The organism is Actinomycetota bacterium (assembly GCA_040905475.1).
Taxonomy (GTDB): Bacteria; Actinomycetota; AC-67; order AC-67; family AC-67; genus DATFGK01.
The window spans coordinates 87,610-109,912 of sequence record JBBDRM010000085.1 but is presented as its reverse complement, the minus strand read 5'-3'; the positions used below and the strand labels follow the sequence as shown (position 1 = coordinate 109,912).

At 68.4% G+C, this 22,303-nt stretch carries 19 protein-coding genes; 11 read left to right on the top strand and 8 right to left on the bottom strand.

All coding sequences use genetic code 11. The annotated features are described in order from the left end of the window. Positions 1-78: 78 nt before the first annotated feature. A complete protein-coding gene (locus WEB06_09435) occupies positions 79-1,293 on the top strand; it encodes a hypothetical protein (protein MEX2555843.1) in 1,215 nt (404 codons plus the stop codon). On the opposite strand, the gene WEB06_09430 is transcribed toward WEB06_09435, so the two are convergent. Then, a complete protein-coding gene (locus WEB06_09430; protein ID MEX2555842.1) occupies positions 1,290-2,585 on the bottom strand; it encodes a serine hydrolase in 1,296 nt (431 codons plus the stop codon). The two genes, WEB06_09435 and WEB06_09430, sit on opposite strands and share 4 nt — an antisense overlap. A 102-nt stretch (positions 2,586-2,687) precedes the next feature. On the opposite strand from WEB06_09430, the gene WEB06_09425 reads away from it, so the two are divergent. After that, positions 2,688-3,260 (top strand): QsdR family transcriptional regulator, encoded by a 573-nt coding sequence (locus WEB06_09425; protein MEX2555841.1) that lies wholly within the window; start codon positions 2,688-2,690, stop codon positions 3,258-3,260. 46 nt (positions 3,261-3,306) lie between these two features. Next, positions 3,307-4,479 (top strand): DUF222 domain-containing protein, encoded by a 1,173-nt coding sequence (locus WEB06_09420; protein ID MEX2555840.1) that lies wholly within the window; start codon positions 3,307-3,309, stop codon positions 4,477-4,479. 472 nt (positions 4,480-4,951) lie between these two features. On the opposite strand, the gene WEB06_09415 is transcribed toward WEB06_09420, so the two are convergent. Further along, positions 4,952-5,734, bottom strand: a complete 783-nt coding sequence (locus WEB06_09415) for an SDR family oxidoreductase (GenBank protein ID MEX2555839.1) — start codon at positions 5,732-5,734, stop codon at positions 4,952-4,954. After that, positions 5,734-6,210: a nuclear transport factor 2 family protein gene (locus tag WEB06_09410; protein ID MEX2555838.1), complete on the bottom strand. Its 477-nt coding sequence runs from the start codon at positions 6,208-6,210 to the stop codon at positions 5,734-5,736. Before WEB06_09410 ends, WEB06_09415 begins: the two co-directional genes overlap by 1 nt. Before the next feature lie 90 nt (positions 6,211-6,300). On the opposite strand from WEB06_09410, the gene WEB06_09405 reads away from it, so the two are divergent. Next, positions 6,301-7,488 carry an aminotransferase class I/II-fold pyridoxal phosphate-dependent enzyme gene (locus tag WEB06_09405; protein MEX2555837.1) on the top strand — a complete coding sequence of 396 codons (1,188 nt, stop codon included), beginning with the start codon at positions 6,301-6,303 and terminating at the stop codon, positions 7,486-7,488. Here WEB06_09405 and WEB06_09400 read toward each other — a convergent pair. Further along, entirely contained in the window at positions 7,469-7,966 is a 498-nt protein-coding gene (locus WEB06_09400) for an SRPBCC family protein (protein ID MEX2555836.1), read from the bottom strand. The genes WEB06_09405 and WEB06_09400 overlap by 20 nt on opposite strands. Next, on the bottom strand, positions 7,966-8,898 hold the full coding sequence (locus tag WEB06_09395) for an NAD(P)-dependent oxidoreductase (protein ID MEX2555835.1): 933 nt from the start codon (positions 8,896-8,898) through the stop codon (positions 7,966-7,968). Before WEB06_09395 ends, WEB06_09400 begins: the two co-directional genes overlap by 1 nt. Before the next feature lie 76 nt (positions 8,899-8,974). Here WEB06_09395 and WEB06_09390 point away from each other — a divergent pair, with 76 nt between their 5' ends. Next, positions 8,975-12,796 (top strand): adenylate/guanylate cyclase domain-containing protein, encoded by a 3,822-nt coding sequence (locus WEB06_09390; protein ID MEX2555834.1) that lies wholly within the window; start codon positions 8,975-8,977, stop codon positions 12,794-12,796. A gap of 38 nt (positions 12,797-12,834) precedes the next feature. Here the strand turns inward: WEB06_09390 and WEB06_09385 are convergent, their stop codons facing one another. Both WEB06_09385 and WEB06_09380 read right to left on the bottom strand, forming a co-directional pair. Next, positions 12,835-14,205 carry a hypothetical protein gene (locus WEB06_09385; GenBank protein ID MEX2555833.1) on the bottom strand — a complete coding sequence of 457 codons (1,371 nt, stop codon included), beginning with the start codon at positions 14,203-14,205 and terminating at the stop codon, positions 12,835-12,837. Positions 14,206-14,382: 177 nt separating this feature from the next. Further along, entirely contained in the window at positions 14,383-14,958 is a 576-nt protein-coding gene (locus WEB06_09380) for a hypothetical protein (protein ID MEX2555832.1), read from the bottom strand. A 21-nt stretch (positions 14,959-14,979) separates the two neighbouring features. On the opposite strand from WEB06_09380, the gene WEB06_09375 reads away from it, so the two are divergent. The 6 genes from WEB06_09375 (at position 14,980) to WEB06_09350 (ending at position 20,656) form a co-directional block, all read left to right on the top strand. Continuing rightward, on the top strand, positions 14,980-16,047 hold the full coding sequence (locus tag WEB06_09375; protein ID MEX2555831.1) for a PaaI family thioesterase: 1,068 nt from the start codon (positions 14,980-14,982) through the stop codon (positions 16,045-16,047). A gap of 48 nt (positions 16,048-16,095) precedes the next feature. Beyond that, the gene (locus WEB06_09370; GenBank protein MEX2555830.1) at positions 16,096-17,202 is read left to right on the top strand and encodes a hypothetical protein; all 1,107 of its coding nucleotides are present in this window, start codon (positions 16,096-16,098) and stop codon (positions 17,200-17,202) included. 79 nt (positions 17,203-17,281) lie between these two features. Next, entirely contained in the window at positions 17,282-18,028 is a 747-nt protein-coding gene (locus WEB06_09365; GenBank protein ID MEX2555829.1) for an enoyl-CoA hydratase family protein, read from the top strand. Beyond that, entirely contained in the window at positions 18,025-18,873 is an 849-nt protein-coding gene (locus WEB06_09360) for a CoA-transferase (protein MEX2555828.1), read from the top strand. The genes WEB06_09365 and WEB06_09360 overlap by 4 nt, the downstream gene beginning before the upstream one ends. Beyond that, the gene (locus tag WEB06_09355) at positions 18,870-19,598 is read left to right on the top strand and encodes a CoA-transferase (protein MEX2555827.1); all 729 of its coding nucleotides are present in this window, start codon (positions 18,870-18,872) and stop codon (positions 19,596-19,598) included. Before WEB06_09360 ends, WEB06_09355 begins: the two co-directional genes overlap by 4 nt. Beyond that, complete coding sequence (locus tag WEB06_09350) at positions 19,595-20,656, top strand: nitronate monooxygenase (GenBank protein ID MEX2555826.1); 1,062 nt, start codon at positions 19,595-19,597, stop codon at positions 20,654-20,656. The genes WEB06_09355 and WEB06_09350 overlap by 4 nt, the downstream gene beginning before the upstream one ends. Before the next feature lie 11 nt (positions 20,657-20,667). Here WEB06_09350 and WEB06_09345 read toward each other — a convergent pair whose 3' ends face one another. After that, positions 20,668-22,287, bottom strand: a complete 1,620-nt coding sequence (locus WEB06_09345; protein ID MEX2555825.1) for a hypothetical protein — start codon at positions 22,285-22,287, stop codon at positions 20,668-20,670. Positions 22,288-22,303 lie beyond the last annotated feature (16 nt).

Genomic DNA, 22,303 nt, shown 5'->3' with positions numbered 1-22,303 from the left:
CAAATAGGCGATTGACGTCCCACGGGGCGGTAAGGCAAGATTGTGAAAGGATTCACAAGCGCCGTGGGAGCGCATCCGATGACGGTGAGGACGGTCGCCATCCTCTGGGTAGCTATAGCCCTTGCCCTGATCTTCGCCTGGTCCTCCGTCTCCTCCGGCACGGGTCACGCCCTTCTGAAGGCGGGCCCCGTCCGCCGATTGGGGCGCAGGTATCGAGACCTCTGGCTTCGGGGGCTTTTGTGGGGGGCCTCCTGGCCGCACCTGATCGACCGGCTCCAGCGCGTCCACAGGGCACCCGTCGAACAAACTCCCTTCGACATGGTCTGGCAGGACGGCTCGGCGACGCTGCGGCGTCTTCGTGGAGCGCGAAAACGGCCGGCGGTTCTCCTCGTGCACGCGCTCGTCTCGCGGCCCTGGATCCTCGATCTGGCACCCGGACATAGTCTCGTCGGCGCGCTCGCCGGCGCCGGCTTCGATGTGTTCGTGCTCGACTGGGGCGACGCCGGGCGAGCAGATTCTCGCCGGGACCTGGCCGCCTGCGTCGCGACCCTCCTGCAAACGGAAGAGCGCGTCCTAGCCGAGGCGGGCACGCCGGCCGTCCACCTCGCCGGGTACTGCTCGGGGGCGACGCTATGTCTGATCCGGCTCGGAGGATGGCCTCACGACCGGATCGCATCCTTCGCCGCGATCGCCGCGCCTGTCGACCTCGCGGTTCCCGGCGGGATGCGCACCATGATGACCCACAAGCTGTTGAAGCCGGTCTTGCTGATCGATGCCGACGGCTGCGTTTCGGCCGCGGCGATCCGAGAGTCGTTCCATGCGCTCCGCCCCCAGGTTTTCCGCAGCGTGACCCGCGCCGTGAGAAGGCGGCGCGACCCCGAATACCGGAGGATCTACGATCCGCTCAGCCGATGGGCGTACGAACAGCGACGCATCCCGGGTGCGCTGTTCTTCGACACGGTCGAGCTGTACCGGACCAACGCGCTCTACGAGGGCCGGATGTCGGTCGAGGGCCGCGCTATCGACCTGTCGAGTGTGCGAACGCCGATCCTGGTGGCGCTGGCCATCCGGGATCACATCGTGCCGGGCGCTTCCTCGCAGGCGCTCGGTTCCGTGCTTGAGGTCGAAACGCTGGCGTGTCCCAGCGGCCACGTCTCGATGCTCAGCGGCGAAGGCGGCCGCGAGGTGCTGTGGCCCGGGCTCACGCAGTTCTTCCATCGCCACGACGACAAACCTCCCGCTGCCTCGAGTGCGTCGAAGCGAAGGAAACCGAAGCGGGTGGGGCCGACCTAGACGCAGCCCGCGGGCGTGCAGCCCTCCGGCCCAAAGCCGGGGACTCCCAGGCCGCCGGCCACGTCCTCGGCCTGAAGCGCGTCGCCGATCAAACCGTCGTCGGTCGGCGGAACGATAGGCGCGCCCATCTTGTATGGGCCGGGGTCGGGAACGTCGACGTCGGTGACCGCTTGCATGATGCGCCGAAGCAGCTCGTGGTCGATGACGCCGGTCTGTGACTGCCAGACACTGTTGCGCGTGTCTGCGTCGACCTCGCCGGGCTCGCCCATCCGTACGATCACCATGTCGAGCGACGGGATCACCCACGTTCGCTGGTTGCGCATCCCGACCATCGCGAACGTATCGGAGGGCGCGGCGACGAACGGGTTCCCGGTGCCGCCGTCCGGACCGTACACGTCGGGCAAGACGTAGCGGTCGCCGCCATTGAGCCAGAAAAGGTATCCGTACGCGCCGTTGATCGGGATGCGCGAGATCGACTTCATCACGTAGGTCTTGGAGATCAGCTGCGCTCCCTTCCAGCTTCCTTTGCGGAGCATCAAGTAGCCGAGACGGGCCCAGTCCGCCGGCCGCATGTACAGATGCGCCCAGCCCTCGGTGTTGCCGGCTCGATCGCGCTCCCAGCTCCACGTTCCCGGCTCGATGCCGATCGGGCCGAACAGGTTCGCCTGGGCCCATTTCTGGATGTCGACGCCGACCGCTCGCTCCAACATGTGCAGGAGCAGCGTCACCGGCGTCTGGTGGTACTCCCACCAAGTGCCCGGCGCGTGATCGAAGGGAAGGGACAACGCGTCGCGCACCTGGTCCGGCATCAGCTCGCCGGCGAACGGCGGGTCGCGGAACCAGTTGTGATGAAGGCCCGAGCTCATCGTGAGCAGGCTGCGTGCCGTGAGCGCGCCGTGGCTGGCGTCGGCCTCGGGGATCCAGGTCGACAGCGGCTCGTCGATATCGAACAAGCCCATCGTGACGGCGCGGCCGACGAGCATCGACGTGACGCTCTTGGTCATGCTCCAGCCGTCGAGCGCCACCTCGGAGGTCGTCCGGTCGAGCCGCGTCCAGCCGGCGATACACCCATGGCGGATGACCAAGGTCGACGTGCTGGCGTGCTGGGTCGCCCAATCCATCGCGTCGGCAAGCTTCCCGGAATGCATGTCCACGTTCACGGGCGTGGTCTTGAACCAGCGCTCGCCGGGGAAGGCGGCGCAGCCGGAGGCGGCGGGGGAGACGCGCGGGATCGCCGGGCCGAGCAGCACGGCGCCCAGGGCGATCTCCGCGATCGTGCGTCTGCCTGGCACTGGGCCCTCTCTTTCGATCTTTCGTGAGACAAAGTATGTACTTATCTCATGTGAGACTATATGCTAAGTTGTCTCACGCGGTCAAGAGGAAGGTCTTCGCGCATGGCGATGCAAGTCCGGACCCGCTCTGCTCCGACGCCCGACGATCTGCTGGACCTGGCGCGGCGTCACTTCGTCCGTGGGGAGCGGCTCGATGTGGCCGGGCTGGGGGAGGAGCTCGGCATCTCCCGGGCGACGGCGTACCGCTGGGCCGGCAACGAGGAGGAGCTGACCGGCCGTGTGATCGCGTCGCTCGCCGAGGCGACCTTCCGCCGGGTGGTGAAGGAAGCGCGGGGCAAGGGGGTCGATCGCGTGGTCGACGCCGAGCGACGCGGCCTTCGATATATGTCGACGTTCCCCGCCTACCGCGCGTTCCTCGAGCGCGAGGATGCGTTGACCTCGATGCGGATCGTGGCGTCGAAGCACGGGCCGGTGCAGGCGCTGCAGATCCGCCTGCACGAGGAGTGGCTGCGCGAGCTCGTCGATCGCGGTGAGATCACGCTGTCGGTCGATCCGCACACGATGGCGTACGCGCTCGTGCGCACGGCCGAGGCGTTCCTGTACGCGGACTTGATCGCGGGTGAGGAGATCGACCTCGACAAGGCCGTCGCGATCATGCGGTTGTTGCTGCGTTGACATTTTACCCGGCGTTGTTGTCACACCCTCCTGTTACGCTCGCGGCATGTTGCATCGCAGGCTTCGCAACGTTGTCGGAACCGTTCGCACGATCGTCCGAGAGTTGGAGCCCGAGAGTCTTTCTGGCCGCGACGCGGCCGAGTTGGTCGAAGCCTTCGCGGAGATAGAGCGTCTCGCTGTCGCGGGGCGCACGATCGCAGGGCGTCGAGTCGAACGAACGGATCTCTGGCAGCGGCTCGGCTATCGTACGCCGGCGCAGTGGATGGCAGCGCGCGCGCAAAGCACGATCGGCGCGGCGATCGCGACCCTAGAGACCGGCCGTAGCCTCGATGAGTTGCCGGCGACGCGCGAGGCGTTCAAGTCCGGAACCCTGTCGGCGCACCAGGCGAAAGAGATCAGTGGCGCTGCGATCGCCGATCCATCGGCAGAACGGTCGTTGCTCGACGCGGCACAGGTCGAATCGGTGGCGGGGCTGCGCGAACGGTGTCGTCAGGTCATCGCGTCCGCTGTGCGCGATCCGGATGCGGACGAGCGGCTACATCGGAGCCGCTATCTCCGGTACTGGACGGAAGCCGACGGAGCCGTCCGGCTCGACGCTCGTCTCGAGCCGGACGCAAGCGCCCGGCTGATCGCTTCCGTGATGGCACGAGGTAGGGCGATGCGAGATCAAGCTCGCCGAGTCGGGACGCCGGAGCGCCGCGAAGCGTACGCAGCCGACGCGCTGGTTTCGCTCGCCGACGACTCATCTTCTGGTCCGCGCGCGGTCGTGCACGTCCACGTCGATCACGCGGCCTGGCAGCGAGGACACACGATGAGCGGCGAGACCTGCCGGATCCCAGGGTTCGGGCCGGTGCCGGTTTCCGCAGCCCGTCGGCTCGCGTCAGACGGTGTCGTGAAAGCGGTGCTCGACGAGGCTGCCGATGTGCGCGCGGTCGCGCACTTCGGTCGGACGATCCCGGCTCGGCTCCGGACCGCGCTTGAAGCGCGGGACCAGAGCTGTGTCGTACCCGGCTGCGACGAACGTGAGAGTCTCGAGATCGACCACATCGTCCCGCTGGCGGAGGGTGGGCCGACACGGCTCGACAACCTCGCGAGGTTATGCCGATACCACCACGCAATGAAGACGCACCGGGGCTGGTGTCTTCAAGGAGAGCCCGGAGCGTGGTCCTGGGTGAAGCGCGAACGGCACGCCGGCCGCTCGCCGCCTCGATCTGCGTAACCACCCAAATATCATTTCGCGGTCACGCGGTTGGCCCTGTGCTGGGGCCGGGCCTCGGCACCAACTCTCGCCTCGCCACACATCGGAACACGCCACCATGCGTCCCGCTCACCCGGCACGTTGCTTGCGATCCCACATGTGCTGCCGGTACCGGAGAGACGTCTCCGCAATCGACCGTCGTTTCGCGGGGAAATCGAGGCGACCCTGACGCCGAGGCAGAACAGTTCCACCGATAGCCCCCGGCGCTGACGAGGGTGACCTCGACTTCGATCGGTCCTCGCGCGGTTGAGCCGGAGGCCTCGCCGCTGAGCTCGACGGAGTTTCCCTCGAGCACGAATGTGCAGCTGGCCCCGGGCGGTTTCCATTCCCCGCCGCACGCCGTCTTCTTGTCGGTGCCGATGGACCACCAGATGAAGCCCAGCAGCACCGCCAGGATCATCGCCGCCCGGCCGAGCCTTGAACCCACCGGCGGCTAAAGCGCCATGTAGGCGCCGGCGTTCACGTCCAGCGTCTGACCGGTCATCCCGGCCGACAGATCCGAGGCGAGGAAAAGGATCGCGCCTGCCACATCCTCCGAGGTGGCGATGCGGCGCATCGGCGAGAGCGCGTCGATCTCGCCTTTCACCTCCTCGAACGTGCGGCCCTGCTCTTCCGCGAGATGATTGAAGTACCACTTGAGGTTCGGGCCGTATACATGGCCCGGCGCCACCGAGTTCACCCGGATCCCGTACTCGCCCCACTCGCGCGCGAGCGTGCGCGCGACCGACAGCAGCGCCGCCTTAGCCGCGGCGTACGCGCCGAGCGTCGCGTCGGAGTTCCGCGCCGAAAGCGAGTTCACGAAGACCACCGACCCCGAGCGCTGCTCCTTCATCATCGGCAGCACGGCCTTCGCCATCGAGATCGAGCCGATCACGTTGATCTTGAAGGAGCGTTCCCACTCGAGCGCCGACTCCTCCTCGATGGTGCGCATCGGCGGCTGCTTGAACGCGTTCTGCACGAGCGCGTCGATCCTTCCGAACGCTTGCACCGCGGCGTCGGCGAGCGCGCGGCACTCCTCTTCCCTCGCGATGTTCGTGGGAACGAAGATCGCCTTGCGCCCGAGCGCCTCGACCTCCGCCGCGACCTTGCGCAAGCGCTCCTCGGTGCGGGCGCCGAGCGCGACGTCCGCTCCCTCGCGTGCGAGCGCGAGCGCCGCTTCACGTCCGATGCCGGGCCCGACGCCGGTGACGACGACGGCCTTGCCCTCGAGCAGCATCAGCCCGCGGTCTTCGGCGGCGCGGCCCCGCCCTGCAAGCCGGCATGGAACCACGACGCGTGGATCGTGCGGGCGGCGAACCGCCACCCGTCCGGCGTGCGGCGGAGCACGTCCTCGTAGGTGCCGCCGGCGAACACGAGCGTCAGGCCGCCGGGGTTGTCGTTCGGCATGCCGAGCGGGCTGAAGATGTACGCGTCGACCTTCGCCTCGTCGCCGTCGACCTTCACGCGACGGTTCGTGACGAAGTGCTGGCTCGCGGTGAACGGGGCCATCGCTTTCTGGAACCAGACGATCGCATCCTCGACGGTTCCGCGGACCCCGCCCTCCTCGGTGTAGTCGACGACGGCATCGGGCGTGAAGAGCGTGCGAAGGGCGTCCCAGTCCTTGGAATCTAATGCCGATGCGTAGGCGTCGAGAAGGTCGTCGATCGCGATGCGGTCGGCGACTTCCTCGAGGCTGGGGCGCTGGCCGGGCATGGGCCAAGACTACCGGGAGCGTGCCGTTCTCCGCAGACCGGCTCCGGGACGGCCTGCGATAATGAGGGCCTGTCTTACGGGGGGGAAGTCGTGGCGGATCAGCCGATCGCTCGTGTGCTCACGGAGTCCATGCAGGCGCTGGCTCCCGTTCTGTGGTTCTTCATGGAATCGACGATGGCCAAACGGGAAGGCGACCCGACGATCTGTGACCTCGTCTACGGGAACCCACACGACATGGCGCTCCCAGAGCTGGTCGACACCCTTCAGCGATGGGCGGTACCCCAGACCAAGGACTGGTTCGCGTACAAGACGAACGAGCAGCCGGCACGCGAGACGGCGGCCGCCACTCAGTCGGCGCTCGTGGGGACGTCGTTCGATCCGGAGGACATCTTCCTGACGCCGGGCGCGTTCGGCGCGCTGTCGGTGGCTTTGCGCACGGTCGTCGATCCCGGCGACGAGGTCCTGTACCTCAGCCCTCCCTGGTTCTTCTACGAGTCGATGATCATGGTCGCCGCGGGCCGTCCCGTGAAGGTCGTCCTGCAGCCGCCGACGTTCGAGCTCGACGTCGAGGCGATCAAAGCCGCGATCACCCCAAAGACCCGCGCGATCATCGTCAACTCGCCGAACAATCCGAGTGGCCGGATCTACCCGGCGTCCGACCTCGCGGCTCTCGCGAGCGTGCTGTCCGAGGCCTCGGAACGCAACGGCCGGACGATCTATATGCTTTCCGACGAGTCGTATCGTCGGATCCTGTTCGACGGCAACGCGTTCGAGAGCCCGGCGAAGCACTATCCATCCAGCCTCGTCATCTACACGTACGGAAAGACGCTGCTGGCACCCGGGCAGCGGATCGGATACATCGCGCTTCATCCCGAGATCGAGCACCGAGACGAGCTCCGCGGGGGAGTCTTTCTGTCCCAGGTGCTCGGCGGTTTCCAGTTCCCGAACAGCGTGCTTCAGTACGCGGTCCCCGAGCTCGAGGACCTGTCGGTCGACATCCCACAGCTGCAACGCAGACGCGACCGGCTCCACGACGCGCTGAGCGAGATGGGATACGACATCAACTCGCCCGCATCGACCTTCTACATGCTTGCGCGCTCGCCCTTGGAGGACGACGTCGCGTTCGCCGAGATGCTCGCCGAGCACGACGTCTTCGTGCTGCCGGGAAGGATCTTCGAGCTGCCGGGATGGTTCCGGATCTCGGTTACGGCCAACGACGACATGGTCGAGCGGTCCTTGCCGGGGTTCGAGAAGGCACTCAAGCAGGCTCGCGGCTAGCGCGTACGTTCAGCTCCGCGTCGAGGTTGGCCATCGCCTTCCGGAACACGCGGCCGAGCACGATCGAGGCGGCGGGCCCGATCGCGCGGAACATCAGGCGGGGGTCGATCGCGAAGGTCCAGCGCACCGTGCTCCCACGTTCGGCGGCTTCGACGGTCCATTCCTCGACCAGCGCCTTGGCGAGCGGAACGGTGGTCTGATCGACCCGGTACGCCCACCGGTTCGGCCGGTCGTGCGCGACGACCGTCTCGCGATAGATGCTCGGGCCGACCTTGATCTCGCGGATGGCGCCCAACCCGTGCGGTCCCTCGCCGACGTAGCGGCCGGTGGTGAACCCGGGGAACCACGTCCACGTCCCCGGATCGGCGCTGATCGCGTCGAAAACCTTCTCCGGCGGCGCGCCGACGCGACCCTCGAAGATCCACCGCTTCGGAGCCGTATCCAGGAATGCCAGCGACTCCGCCCGCAGCCTGGGCATCAGTAGCCCTCTCTCACGTCGATGATCCCCTGCAGTGGCTCGCCGGCGTCGTAGCGCCTCAGGTTCTCGGCGAAGATCTCGATCGTGCGCTGGATCGTGTCCGGCGAGCTCCACGAGATGTGTGGGCTCACCCGAACGCTGGGGTGCGTGTAAAGCGCGTGTCCGGCCGGCAGCGGCTCCGGCTCGACCACGTCGAGCGACGCCATCGCGACCGTTCCGGCATCGAGCGCCGCGAGCAGCGCGTCCTGATCGATCAGAGACCCCCGCGCGATGTTCACCAGATGCGCGCCGGGCTTCATAGCGGCGAACGCTCCGGCGTCGAGGAGATGCTTCGTTGCGGGCGTCGCCGGCGCCGTCGCGACCACGTGATCCGAGACGGCGAGCATGTCGTGGAGCGAGGTGACGACCTCGACGCCCGTCAGCGGAGACGGGGTGCCGGTGCGGCGAACCGCGAGCACGTTCATGTCGAACGCGAGCGCGCGGCGCGCGACCTCGCGACCGATCTCGCCGAGGCCGATGAGGCCGAGCGTCTTGTTCCGCAGATCGGCGAGTCCGGCGGCGCCCCAGTACTCGGGCGGCTCAGTCACCCACGACGCCGGCAGCTGCTTCGCGAATGCGAGCATCACCGCGAGAACCCACTCGGCGATCGCGGGCGCGGCGGCTCCCCGGGAGCCGGTGAGTACCCGGTCGCCGACGGCCTCGAGCGGGAATCGGTCCATGCCGGCGTTGAAGACGTGCACCCAACGAACCTCCGGCGTGATGGCCTCGACGATCCCGGTCACCGCGTCCCGATCGTCGAGCATGACGAGGAGGATGTCGCTCGAGGCGCCCTCGCCGGCCGGAACGAACTCGACCTCGGGGAGGATGTTCTGGACCAGGCCGACCATGGCCGGCGTGAAGCGGCCCATGCAGGTAGTGACCGTGCGACCCATCGGGTGCATCGTAGTGAATGGCGGCCGGCGGCGGCCCGGTTAGGCTGGGGTGAGCCGACGCTTTCGGGGGATCGGGATGCGCGACGCGGAACGGGAAGAACAGCTTCTGCGTCCGTACCTGCCCAGGCTCCTGATCAACTGGCTCGCGGAAAGCCCGCAGGATCTTCACCGAACGGTCGACGGTTCCGTCGCCTTCGTCGATATCTCCGGCTTCACGAAGCTGTCCGAACGCCTGGCCCGCCTCGGCAAGGTCGGATCCGAAGAGCTCACCGACGCGATCGGCACATGCTTCGCAAGGCTGCTCGGCGTCGCCTACGGGAACGGCGGCGGCCTGATCAAGTTCGGCGGCGACGCTCTGCTCCTCCTGTTCACCGGGCCGGATCATCCGATCAGAGCCTGCCGCGCGGCCGTCGGCATGCGCCGGGCGCTCCGCGAGATCGGAGCGATCACGTCGGCCGCGGGGCGCGTCACCCTGAGGATGTCGGTCGGCGTGCACAGCGGCTCCTTCGACTTCTTTCTCGTCGGCCGTTCGCACCGTGAGCTCATCATCACCGGGCCCGCCGCGAGCGAGACGGTTTCGATGGAGTCCACCGCGAAGGCGGGGGAGATCGTCATCAGCCACGCCACCGCTGCTCTGATCCCCGCCGGTCTGACGGGGGAGCCGAAGGGCGACGGCGTGCTTCTTCGCCGCGAGCCCGGCGGCCTGTCGACGCTTCCGGTCGAGCACATGGTGTCGGTCTCTGCCGAGCAGCTCGTGGGATGCATCCCGGGGCCCATCCGCGAGCAGGTCCTCGCCGGGATCGATGAGCCGGAGCACAAACGCGCGACGATCGCCTTTCTCCACTTCGACGGGACCGATGGGCTGATCGACGGGCGTGGGCGAGACGCGGCGGCAGCGGCGCTCGACGAGCTCGTGGTCGGTGTGCAGGACGCGGCGGACCGTCACGGCGTCTGCTTCCTCGGCACCGATGTCGACCGGGACGGCGGCAAGATCATCCTCACCGCAGGCGCCCCGACCGCGTCCGGCAACGACGAGGAGCGGATGCTTCTCTCCCTGCGCGAGATCGTGGGGCGGCCCGGCGCGCTGCCCGTGCGCGTGGGAGTGAATCGCGGTGAGATCTTCGCCGGCGACATCGGCCCGCCGTACCGGCGGACGTACACGGTCATGGGCGACGCGGTGAACCTCGCTGCCAGGCTGATGGCCAAGGCGAAGCCGGATGAGATCCTGACGGTGCCGTCGGTCCTGGAGCGATCCCGTACGCGCTTCGAAACGGTGGCGCTCGAGCCGTTCCTGGTGAAGGGAAAGGCGAAACCGGTCCACGCGTACGCGGTCGGGAGCGCCGGTAAAGCGCTTGGGGAGGCGGCTCGGTCGACGGCGCCGCTCGTCGGTCGCGAGCGCGAGATGGAGGCCCTGCGGGAGGCGCTCGCGTCGGCCCGGGAAGGGTCCGGCCGGGTCGTCGAGATCGTCGGGGAGCCCGGCATCGGCAAATCGCGGCTCATCGAGGAGCTGCGCAACGAAGCGACGGGGATGAAAGTGGTCCCGGCCGCCTGCGAGCTCTATGGATCCTCGACGCCGTACGGTGCCCTTCGAGCGCCGCTTCGCGCGCTGCTCGTCATCGGCGAGCACGACGACAACGGAGCGGCGGCCGCTCGGCTGACGAGCCTTGTCGCATCGAACGCTCCCGAGCTCGCCCCGTGGCTTCCGTTGATCGCGATGCCGCTCGACATCGACATCCCGGCGACCCAAGAGGTCCTCGATCTCGACGACGAGTTCAGGAAGGCGCGACTCGAGCAGGCGACGTCGGCCCTCCTCGGTGCGACCGTCGCCGGAGAGACCCTCTGGATCTTGGAAGACGTCCACTGGATGGACGAGGCGTCGGCCGGCCTGCTGACCCGAATCACCTCGGGCGTCGCCGAGCATCCGTGGCTGATCTGCGTCACCCGCCGTGATGTCTCGGAGGGGTTCGCCGCCCGAGCCGGACCGCATCTGGTCGTCGTCCGACCCGAGCCGCTGGACGCTGCAGCCGCGGCCGCCTTGGCCGACGCGGAAACCGAGGAGACGCCGCTGCCGCCGCACGAGCTGGCGTCGCTCGCCGAGCGCTCCGGAGGCAATCCCTTCTTCCTCAAAGAGCTGATCGCCGCCGCCCGAGCCGCCGGTGGGATCGAGGGGCTTCCGGAATCCGTCGAAGCGCTGATCACGGCCCGCATCGACCGGCTGGCGCCGGGCGACCGTTCGCTCCTGAAGCGCGTCTCGGTGCTCGGTCCGCACTTCAGCCGGCGGATCGCCGAAGCCGTCGTCCCCGAAAACGTCTCACTCGACGACCTGAGCTGGCGTCGCCTCGACGAGTTCATCGAGGCGGACGTCTCGGGCTTCCGGTTCCGTCACGCCCTCATCCGGGATGCTGCGTACGAGGCGTTGCCGTACCGTCTCCGCCGCCGGCTCCATGCCGCGGTCGGCGACGCGCTCGAGGCCGGCGCCGAGGACGCCGATCACTTGGCGGACACGCTTTCGCTCCACTTCTTCCACGCCGGTCGCTATGAGCGGGCCTGGCGGTATTCGAACATCGCCTCGGAACGCGCGCGCTCGGTCTTCGCGAACGTGGAAGCAGCGGAGTTCCAGGATCGAGCGATCGAGGCGGCGCGCCGTCACGGGGACATCCCGCCGGCGGAGGTCGCGTCGGCGTACGAGATCCTCGGAGACGTCCGCAAGCGGATCGGGGAGTTCTCGAAGGCCGCAGAGGCCTACCGGGTCGCGGGACGCGTCACGGAGCACGATGCGCTCTCTCGCGCGCGTTTGATGCTCAAGCAAGGCCGTGTCCGCCAGGCATGGGGCCGCTTCAGTGAAGCGGTCCGGTGGTTCGGGAAGGCCAACCGCCTCCTCGAGCCGCTGGCAGGGGAGGAGGCTGCGAGCCGGCGCGCGCAGGTCGCCGTCGCGTACGCCTCGGTCCGTAAAGATCAGCGACGCAGCGGCGAGGTAGTCCGGTGGTCGATCGCGGCCATCGGCCATGCGGAGCTGGGCGGCGACAAGGCGGCGCTCGCGAACGCGTATTCCCTCCTTGAGGCCGCATTGGTCAATCTCGGCGAGTGGGAGAAAGCGGTCTACGCCGACCGAGCCTTGGCGCTGTACGAGGAGCTCGGCGACCTATGGGGCCAGGGCGTCGTCTTCAACAACCTCGGCGCGCGCGCGTACTACGAGGGGCGTTGGGACGAGGCCGTCCGTTTCTACGAGCGCGGACGCGATGCGTGGGAGCGCATCGGCGACACGATCAACGCCGCCACCGGAACGGCCAACACCGGCGAGATCCTCTCGGATCAGGGAAAGCTCGACGAAGCCGAGCAGCATCTCCGCAAGGCCGTGCGCGTGTGGCAGGCCGCGGGTGACCGCGCGAGCGTTGCGTTCGGTTTGAGCGCGCTCGGCCGGCTGCTCAGCCGGCGGGGGTCCTTCGCGGACGCTCTGGAGACGCTCGAGGAAGCCCGGTCCACAGCCGAGGTGGCCGGCGCTACCGCCGACGCCATCGAGGCGGAGGTCCGCCGCGGCGAGGGTCTGCTGCTCTCGGGGGATCCCGGCCGCGCTCTCGAAGTGCTGAACGCGGTCGACGACCGGATCGCGGGCGAAGCCGACGCCGAGCAGGTCGCGGCGACGGTATTCAGGCTCCGCGGCACCGCGCTCGCGTGGCTCGGCGATCTTCCCGCCGCCCAGGAGGCGCTCGCGAAGAGCCTGGATCTGGCGCACGCGCGCAAGGCCGAGTTCGACGTCGCGCTGGCGCTCCGCGCCCGGGCGCAGGTGTTCGGCGACGAGGGCGACCTCGAGGCCAGCGCCGAGATCCTCGACCGGCTCGGCGTGGTGTTCGTCCGGGATCCCCCCATCGAGGGGTCCGAGGCGGCCACGGTTCCGTGACGACGAAGCGAGGGGCCGCCCCCCTCGCATCACCCCGTTCAGCTCCCGAACTGGATCCCCGCGATCTTCGGATCCCCTGCGAGGAAGAGCATCGTGACCTCGAGGTCGCCGTGGTTCGCCCCGCCGCTCAGGCGGCGAACGATCTCGACGCATGGGACCGGGTCGACGATCCCGGCGATCGTGCAGCCGAAGACGAGCTTCTGCTGTCCGGTCTCGTCGCGCACGAACATCTGGATGGCCGTGCTCGTTCCCGGGCACACGGTTGCGTCGCACCTCAGGACGACACGGACCCCTTCGGTCTGAGGGTTGTCGTACGCGGCCGGGATGACGTCGATGAACATCGCGAAGTTGCAAGGCAGCAAGCCGCAGGTGTCGCTGTCCTGGTGCATCGAGTAGAGGAATCCCCCGCCCGTCGCTCCTTCCTGTCCGGGGAACGTGACCGAGCCGACGAACCGGTTGAGCGCGGTTGCGGACGGCTCGGTCATCACCGTTCCGCCCGAGACGTTCGAGATGAACCCCGACCCGTTCGAGCCTCCGGGCTTGACCGCTGTGGTCTTCGACGTGGTGTTGTTCCCGGACGCCGGGTCGTTCGCCTCCCCGCTCTGCGTGACGCCGGCCGTGTTCGTGAGCGACGTCTCCGAGGACACGACGTCGGCCTGCACGCGAACCTCGATCGAGCGGCTGTCCCCGCTCGCAAGCTGCCCGCCTGTGCAGGAGGCCGACGCTCCGGACCCACTGCATGTCCAGCCGTCTCCGGCGATGAACGTGATGGCTCCGGCACCCGTCACCGAGTCGTTGACGGTGACGGTGGTTCCGCTCGCCGACGGCCCGTTGTTCGTGACGACCAGGATGTACTGAACGGTGTTCCCACCGAAGACCTCCGGGTCGGGCGTCGCGCCGGCGGTCACGATCTGCAGGTCCGCGCTCGGAAGAGACGAGACCGCGGTGAAGCTCAGCGTGCTGTTGGCCGCGTCGAGCGTGAACTTGTTGCTCGGCTGGTCGGCCGAGTAGTTGTTCGCCTGACGGCAGTCGACCGCCGACGTATACGTCCCCGGCGTCGGCGCGGTTGCGGTGAACGTGAACGTGCGGCTGCCAAGCGGCGGAGTCGCGAGATCCCGAAGCTGGATGACGCTCCCGACCACCGTCGCCGTACCCACCTGCGGGTTGGTTGCGCTGATCCCGGTGAGCGAGTCCGGGAGCGTCAGGTTGCACGATCCCAGCTGTTGGGTGACGGCCTTGTTCGTGATCGTCACATCGAACGTCTCTGCCTGCCCGGCGGTGACCGGCGCAGCCGCCGCGGAGATATCGACCGTGTACAGCTTCTTCACCGGACCGCCGTACGCGACGCTGGCGAACAGCATCGTGATGGCGAGCGAACCCAAGATCCCCAGACGTATCGGGCGTCTCATGCTTCCCTCCCCCTAGTCCTGCCGATCCCCGGTCACAGCGAGCACCGCGACCGAACTGACGTCATCGTCACGATAGAGCAGGAAACGTCCGTTCTGTGGTGGCGTGCGTCACTCGTTCGCTGTGAGTTTCTTAACACCTACGACGAGAATCGGTCGAAACGGTAAAACCGGACCCCGTTAGTCGATCCTCTCGTCGAGGTCGTGCCCGAGCTGTGCGGCCCAGTCCGCGTTCGCTTGAGCGAAGAGCGCGCGCACCTGCTCGAGGTCGTAGGGCTGCTCCATCAAGGTGTCCGGGTCCCACTGGCTCCGCGGCTGGTTCACGAAGTCGCCGCCGTAGATGTGGATCGCGCCGGTGAAACGGCGCTCGGGGTTCGCCACCGCGTGGATCACGTCGGCGCCGAGCGCGATCACGTCGCTCTCTCGCAGGCTCTTGCCACCGGCCTCCACGATCTGTTCGGGGCCACGGCGGTACATCGTGTTGTCCTCGACGCCGCCGTAGATGCCGATCACGGCCCACATGCGGTGGTCGTGAGGATAGATGGCCATCCCGGGAGCCCAGATGACGTTCAGCACCGTCAGCTCCTCCGAGTTGTAGATCAGATCGATGCCGCCGAGGTCCTTGCCGATCGCGTGCGCGACCGGCTCCGGCTTGGCCAGCGTGCGCACCAGGATCTCGCGCACGGCGCGGCGCGCGTCGGCCTCGCCCTTCACTGCCGTCAGGCAATCCGCGACCAGCGTGTCGGTATCGAACATCGCACCCCTCTTTCCAGACGAGTGTATCGCCCTGGTATCGTCGCCATCATCGAGATGGACATCGCTCCCTGGCAAGAGCCTGTTCGCGGCGGGTATCCCGACCCGCGGAGCTTCGGCCTGACCGGGCGCGAGATCGGCCGGCTCGCCGCCCAAGGCCGGGGCGTCCGGCCGCCCGTCTCCCGCCTGATGGGGTTGATGTGGACGGAGGCCGACGACGCTCACACCGCGTTCACCTTGCCGGGCGCCGACTGGTTCCTCTCCTCGCAGGAGCACGTCTCGGCCGGGCCGTTGATGGTGCTCGCCGACGCGGCGTTCGGCACCTCGCTGATGATCGACCTCCCTTCGGCCACCCCGTTCACGACGTGGGAGCTCTCGATGAGCTTCTTGAAGCCGTGTCCGGCCGGCGGCACGATAAGAGCCACGGGCTACCCGTTGCACGACGGGCGCCCGCTGGCGATCACACAGGTGTGGATCGAGGACGGTAACGGCGAGCGAGTGGCGCACGGGACGTCGGCCAACATGGTGCTGGCGCGGCTCGAAGGCTTCGAGCACCCCGGCGAGCTTCCCGACATCGAGGAGCCCGTCGAAGCCACGCCCGATCCGTGGGAGCGGCCGGTGATGGGCGAGACGATCCCGTGGGACCTCTGGCGAACGATGCCCGGCCTCGAGATCCTCGGGCGCCAGATCAAAGGCGAGCTTCCGCAACCGCCGATCCACTACCTCACCGGGATGACGCTGCGCGACGCCGAAGAGGGGCGCGTCACGTTCACGATGCCGGCGACCGGGTGGCTCACGAGCCCTAATCGGACCGTCCAGGGTGGAGCGATCGCGATGCTCGCCCACGCCGCGCTCACGACGGCCGTGACGACCACGCTCGAGGCCGGCGCCGCCTACCGGCCGATCGACGTCAAGGTGAACTTCCTGCGGCCGGGCATCGCGGACGGCCGCGATCTGACCGCACACGGGAGCGTGATCCACCGCGGGCGCACGCTGGCCGTCGGGCTGGCCGACGTGGTCAACGCCGACGGAAAGAAGGTCGCGACCGCCACCGGCTCGGTGATCGTCCTTCCCGAACGCCCAGAGGGCTGACCAGGAACCAGCTCAATCCCGGGGGCCGCCCGCCCGAACACAGAAGGGATGAGTGAGGACAGGCGAGCCTGGAACGCTTGGGATGCCCCCTATTTCGCGTCCAGCACGGGAGCGCCGGCCCGGCCGTCCCCGCTTCCGCGGGCAGGCTCCGATCGGGCATCGAGGCACATCCGCTTCGCCGACGAGGGCGCGCGCGCGTCGCAGCGGGCTTGGGCGATGCTGTACGGCGCCGGAGCTCTCGTGTGCGGCTTCGCAGCAACCGGCTTGCTCCTTCTGGCCTCGTTCGTGTTTTCGTTCGGCGATCCTCCCGACGCTGCAGAGGTCTTCGTCGCCGTCCTACTCGGGGGAACGATCGCCGTGGGGGGCGTCGTGGTCGCCGTAGTCAGCTTCCGTCGAGCCTCGCGCCCGACCGGCCTTACGATCCATGATGATCATCTCGAGTTCGCGTATCACACGTTCAAGGAGCCGCTCGTCGTACCGCGTTCCTCTGTCCGCGCGGTGTCGATCGACGACGCCCCGTTCCTGCCGTTCACGAACAACGAGCGGTTCCCGGTCGAGGGAGGGCTGCCCGCGAACGTCTTCGCCGACGCGCTGGACAACTGGCCGGCCGCGCCCTGGGACGACTTCGGCTCCCTCGGACGTCCCGGCGCCGACCCGTCTCCGGGGGTGATCGTCGAGCGTCCGGACGAGGGATATGCACACGACGATCCCGGCAGCGTCGGCTGGGCGGACGGCAGGCGCGCCGAGGAGGCCCTCGGTCTCGGACGGCCTGCGTTCCTCTGGAGCGCTCACGGATCGTCGCTGCCGTTCCTGCGTAACGGCGCGGGCGACGTACCGAACGTAGCGGTCCTCTTCCACGAGTCGGTGGGCACACCCCGGCCGCCGTGGTGGCTCGACCTGTCTCCCGCGATGTCACGCTGCGCGCTGTTCCGCGGCGGACGTCCCGTGCGAGGTCTCATGCTCCGCGTCAGGCACTCAGCGGAAGTGGGTGACGTTTTCGGTTCATGGCAGGTTGTTCGCCCCATCACCGCCGAGGATGTGACCGGTGAAGGTCTCCGGGTTCCGAGGCCGCTCGCCGGGTGGCGAGCGCTCGCGTACGCCGCGATCTTCCTGGCGACCGTCGCCGTTGACGTCGTCATCCGGCTGCTGCGCTGACGCAGTCACTAGCGGGTCGGAGAACCATCGGCTAGCCTGAATATCTGACGGGTCGTCAGAAACCGGGGTCCAGGTGCCCATCACGCGTAGCGTCGCCGACGGTTTAGCCGAGGTCGTCATCGACGTTCCTCCCGTCAACGCGCTGCCGGTCGCCGGCTGGTTCGAGCTCGCCGACCTCGTGCGCTCGGCCGGCGCCGACCCGGAGGTCCGCGTGGTCATCGTCCGCGCCGAGGGGCGCGGCTTCTGCGCCGGGGTCGACATCAAGGAGCTTCAGGCCGACCCGCAAGCGATCGTCGGGGTGAACCGCGGTTGCTACGAGGCGTTCGCGGCCGTGTACGAGTGCGCGGTCCCGGTGATCGCGGCGGTCCACGGCTTCTGCCTCGGCGGCGGCATCGGGATCGCCGGCAACGCCGACATCGTCATCGCCTCGAGCAACGCGACGTTCGGGCTACCCGAGGTCGACCGCGGCGCGCTCGGCGCCGCGACCCATCTGGCGCGACTCGTGCCGCAGCACCGGATGCGCGCGATGGTCTACACGGGGGAGGAGGCGAGCGCCGACGAGCTGCATGCGTACGGCTCGGTCTACAAGGTCGTCGCGGCGGGAGATCTGACGAAGGCGGCGCGCGAGCTGGCCGCGACGATCGCGGAGAAGTCTCCGACGATCATCCGCCGAGCGAAGGAGTCGCTCAACGGCATCGACCCCGTCGACGTGAAGCGCTCCTACCGGTTCGAGCAAGGCTTCACCTTCGAGCTGAACCTCTCCGGCGTCTCCGACGAGGCGCGCCGGGCGTTCATCGACAAGCGCGAGGCGCGGTTCGACCGGTGACCGCACCGGACCTGCGCACCACGATCGACGAGGCCGTCGCCGAGCTGCGCGACGGGATGACGATCGGCTTCGGCGGCTGGGGCTCGCGCCGTAAGCCGATGGCGGTGATCCGCGCGATCGCGCGTTCCCCCGTAAAGGACCTAACCATCGCATCGTACGGCGGACCCGACGTCGGCATGCTGTGCGCCGCCGGGAAGGTGAAGCGCGTCGTGTTCGGCTTCGTGACGCTCGACAGCATCCCGCTCGACCCCCACTTCCGGGCCGCGCGCGAATCCGGCGCCGTCGAGGCGACCGAGATGGACGAGGGGATGTTCTACCTTTCGCTCCTCGCGGCGTCGTGGCGCGTGCCGTTCCTTCCCACGCGTGCCGGGCTCGGGTCCGACGTGATGCGGATCAACCCGACGCTGAAGACCGTGCGCTCTCCCTACGGCGAGGAGGAGGTCGTCGCCCTGCCGCCGCTGCGGCTCGATGCCGCGTTCGTCCACCTGAACCGCGGCGACCGGCGCGGCAACGCCCAGTTCCTCGGGCCCGATCTCTACTTCGACGACCTGTTCCTGAGCGCCGCGGAACGGCGGTTCGTCACGTGCGAGCGCCTGGTCGAGACCGAGGATCTGCTGAGCGAGGGATCGGTCCACACGCTGCGGATCAATCGCACGATGGTCGACGGCATCGTCGAGGTTCCTCTCGGCGCGCACTTCACCTCGTGCGAGCCGGACTACCCGGTGCCGGGCCGGTGGCTGAAGGAGTACGCGGGCGCGGCCGCCGACTCGGACGCCTGGAGCGCTTACCGAAAGCGATTCGTCGACGTGAGCGACGAGGATTACCGAGCCGTGGTGGACTCGTGAGCGACGCCACTCGCGACGAAGTCTGCGTCGTAGCCTGCGCCGAGTCGTGGCGGGGCGATGGAGCCGTGCTCGCGAGCGCATTCGGCGTGATCCCCACGCTCGGCGTGCGGCTCGCTCGCGCGACCTTCGAGCCCAATCTGTTGATCTCCGACGGCGAAGCGCTCCTCGTCGCGAACGACCTTCCGATCGGCTCCGACGCGAAAACGGTCGAAGGCTGGGTGCCGTTCAGGGCCGTGTTCGATCTGGTGTGGGCCGGGCGGCGACACGTGATGATGGGCGCGACGCAGATCGATCTCCACGGCAACCAGAACATCTCGGCGCTCGGGGATCACGCCCGACCGAAGGTGCAGCTGATCGGCGTGCGAGGCGCGCCGGGAAACACGATCAATCACGCAACCTCGTACTGGATCCAGAATCACAGCGCCCGGACGTTCGTTGAGCGCGTGGACGTGATATCGGGCGTCGGAACCAACCGCGGCGCCGCCGACCTCCGCCGGGTCGTGACCAACCTGTGTGTCTTCGACTTCGAAACGTCGGACGGAGCGATGCGGGTTCGCTCGCTTCATCCCGGTGTGACGATCGACGAGGTGCTCGCGAACACCGGATTCTCGCCGGTCGTCCCCGACGACCTGCCGGAAACGCGGGCTCCCACCCCTGAGGAGCTGAGCCTGATCCGGGAGGTGCTCGACCCGGGCGACCTCCGCAAGACCGAGGTCAAGCCGTGACCCATCCCGCGCTGCGGACGCGGGTCTGCGAGCTGCTCGGTGTCGAGCATCCGATCGTCCAGACGGGGATGGGCTGGGTCGCCGGCCCGGCGCTCGTCGGGGCGACGTCCAACGCCGGCGGCTTCGGGATCCTCGGCGCGGCGACCATGGACCTGGACCAGCTCGGCACCGCGATCAAAGAGACCAAGGCGCTGACGGCCAAGCCGTTCGGCGTGAACATGCGCGCGGACCAACCCGACGTGATGGAGCGCGCAGACCTGCTGGCGGCCGAGGGCGTGCGCGTCGCCTCGTTCGCGATGGCGCCGCGCGCCGAGGTCATGGACCGGCTGCGCCGCGGCGGTGTGCTCGTCGTCCCATCGATCGGCGCTCGCCGGCACGCGGAGAAGGTCGCGTTGATGGGCGTCGACGCGGTCCTCGTGCAGGGCGGGGAAGGTGGGGGCCATACAGGACCCGTGCCCACCTCGCTGGTCCTGCCGCAGGTCGTGGACGCGCTCGGCGGATCGGTGCCGGTGATCGCCGCCGGCGGCTTCTTCGACGGCCGTGGGCTCGTCGCGGCGCTCAGCTATGGAGCCGAGGGGATCGCCATGGGCACGCGGTTCCTTCTGACGAAGGAGTCACCGGTGTCCGAAGCCGTCAAGGCGTTCTATCTGTCGAAGGAGGTAACCGACACCGTCGTGACGACGAAGGTCGACGGCGTCCCTCACCGCGTGCTCCGGACCGCATTCGTCGAGCAGCTCGAGCGGAGCGGTGCGACCACAGGTTTGTTCCGGGCGTTGCGGAACGCGCTCGAGTTCCGGCGTCTCACCGGAACGCCGCTCCGCGCGATGCTGCGGGAAGGGATCGCGAGGCGCAAGACCCACGAGCTCACCTGGGCGCAGGTCCTGATGGCGGCGAACACGCCGATGATGCTGCGCGCCGCGATGGTCGAGGGCGACCTCCGTTACGGCGTGATGGCGAGCGGTCAGGTCGTCGGCGTGATCGAGGATCTTCCGAGCGTCGACGAGCTCATCGGACGGATCGTGCGCGAGGCCGAGGAGACCCTGAAACGGCTCGGCTAGGCGTCCCGCGCTCAGTCGAGGAAGTTGCCGAGGTTCGAGTTGCCTTCGAGGAACGCGATGCCGTCGATCGCCGCGCCGAGCGGGGAGCCGGGGGTCGCGCGCAGGATGTAGAGGCCGTTGCGGACGTCGGCGACGTAGATCAGGCCGTCCCGGATGATCGGATACGACCAGGTCGAGACCCACCAGTCGTCGTCGACGGACTCCGTCTTGCCGTATGGGGGGGCGGGGGTGTCGGGGATGCTCGAGATCTCGGCGAGCGGCTCCGGAACGAAGGCCGCCACCTCCGTGGGCTCGACCCGGTTCGACACGTCGATCACGCGCAGCCCGCCGCCGTACCACGACGTCACCACGAAGCTCCCGGCAACCGTCTGGTTGTGCATCGTGAAGGTTCCGTCGAGCGGCAAGCCCGCCGCGTTCCGAGACGCGGAGAGGCCTTCGGCGGCGCAGTTCGTCGCTTGATTCTCCGCGAGCCGGAACTCGCCGACCTGCTTCGGGCGCTTCGTAGCGGAGCCGGTGTCGAAGGTCCGCAGCCAGCCGAACGGACATCCATCGGTCGTGACGTAGATCTCGTCTCCCACGACGGCCGTCGGCGAACCGGCCGCGACAACCGCGCTGTGCGTATTGCCGAACTGGCTCAGCGGATAGGGGATCGGGAGGCTCGCTAGGCCGACCGGCTTGAAGAACGCTAGCAGCTTGCGCGCCGCGAAGTCGCTCGTGTCCATGGTGAAGAAGCCGCCGTCCCAGTGCGAGATGTACGCCCTTCGCCCGTCCGCAGACAGCGAGATCGAGTGCGTGTAGGCGCCGAGCCCGATCGGAAGCGCGGGATCGAGGTTGCGCTCACGGAGGCTGAGCAGGGGGATGCCCGATACCCAGAGACCCGTGATCTTGGCGGCCGACGGCTTCGACGCATCGACGACGAGGACGTCGGTGCCGCCCAGCGGTGTCGTGATGTACTCGAGGATGCGCGGATGCCCGTCGACGTTGTGCGCCGGGTCCGGATCGATCCACTGGAAGAACTCGTGCGGCCGGAAGTTGCGGAGCTGGAAGGTTCCCGCGAGCACCGGCTGCGTGCAGTCGCCGCTCGGGAACGTATAGAAATGAAGCGCGTTCAAGCCCGGCTCCAGGATGCCTTGATCCGTGAACTTCGAGAACGTCAGCACCGTGAGCATCTCGAAGCCGCTCGGCAGATCGATCGCGCGGATCTCGCGCGCGACCGCGCCCTCGAGGACCGCGCCCTCGAGGTTTGAGCCCGGCACGCCGCCGACCACGGCGGGGCTCGTGGGGTTCGAGACGTCGACGATCTGGATCGCGTTGACGCCCGCGTAGTCGTGCCAGCGGCCGACGTACGCGCAGTCATCGATCAGCGCGACCGCGCCGTGGTTGCCGAGCGGGACGGTCGCGCCGGCAGGGGTCATGTCGGCATGCCCCACGAGCTCGAGCGGCCCGGACGTGAAATCGGAGAGCGGGCCGTGCTGACCGACCTGCGCGGCAGGGACGCCGGCTACGTCGGTCGGACCCGTGGCCGGCCGGGCGGTCAGCGGCGCCAGCCCCACGGCCAGCAGAGCAGCGAGAGCGAGGAGCGGGCGAACGCCGAGGCGACGCATCGGTGGCTTGGTTCGGCGGAGGCCCACCGGGCTCCTGCTTTGT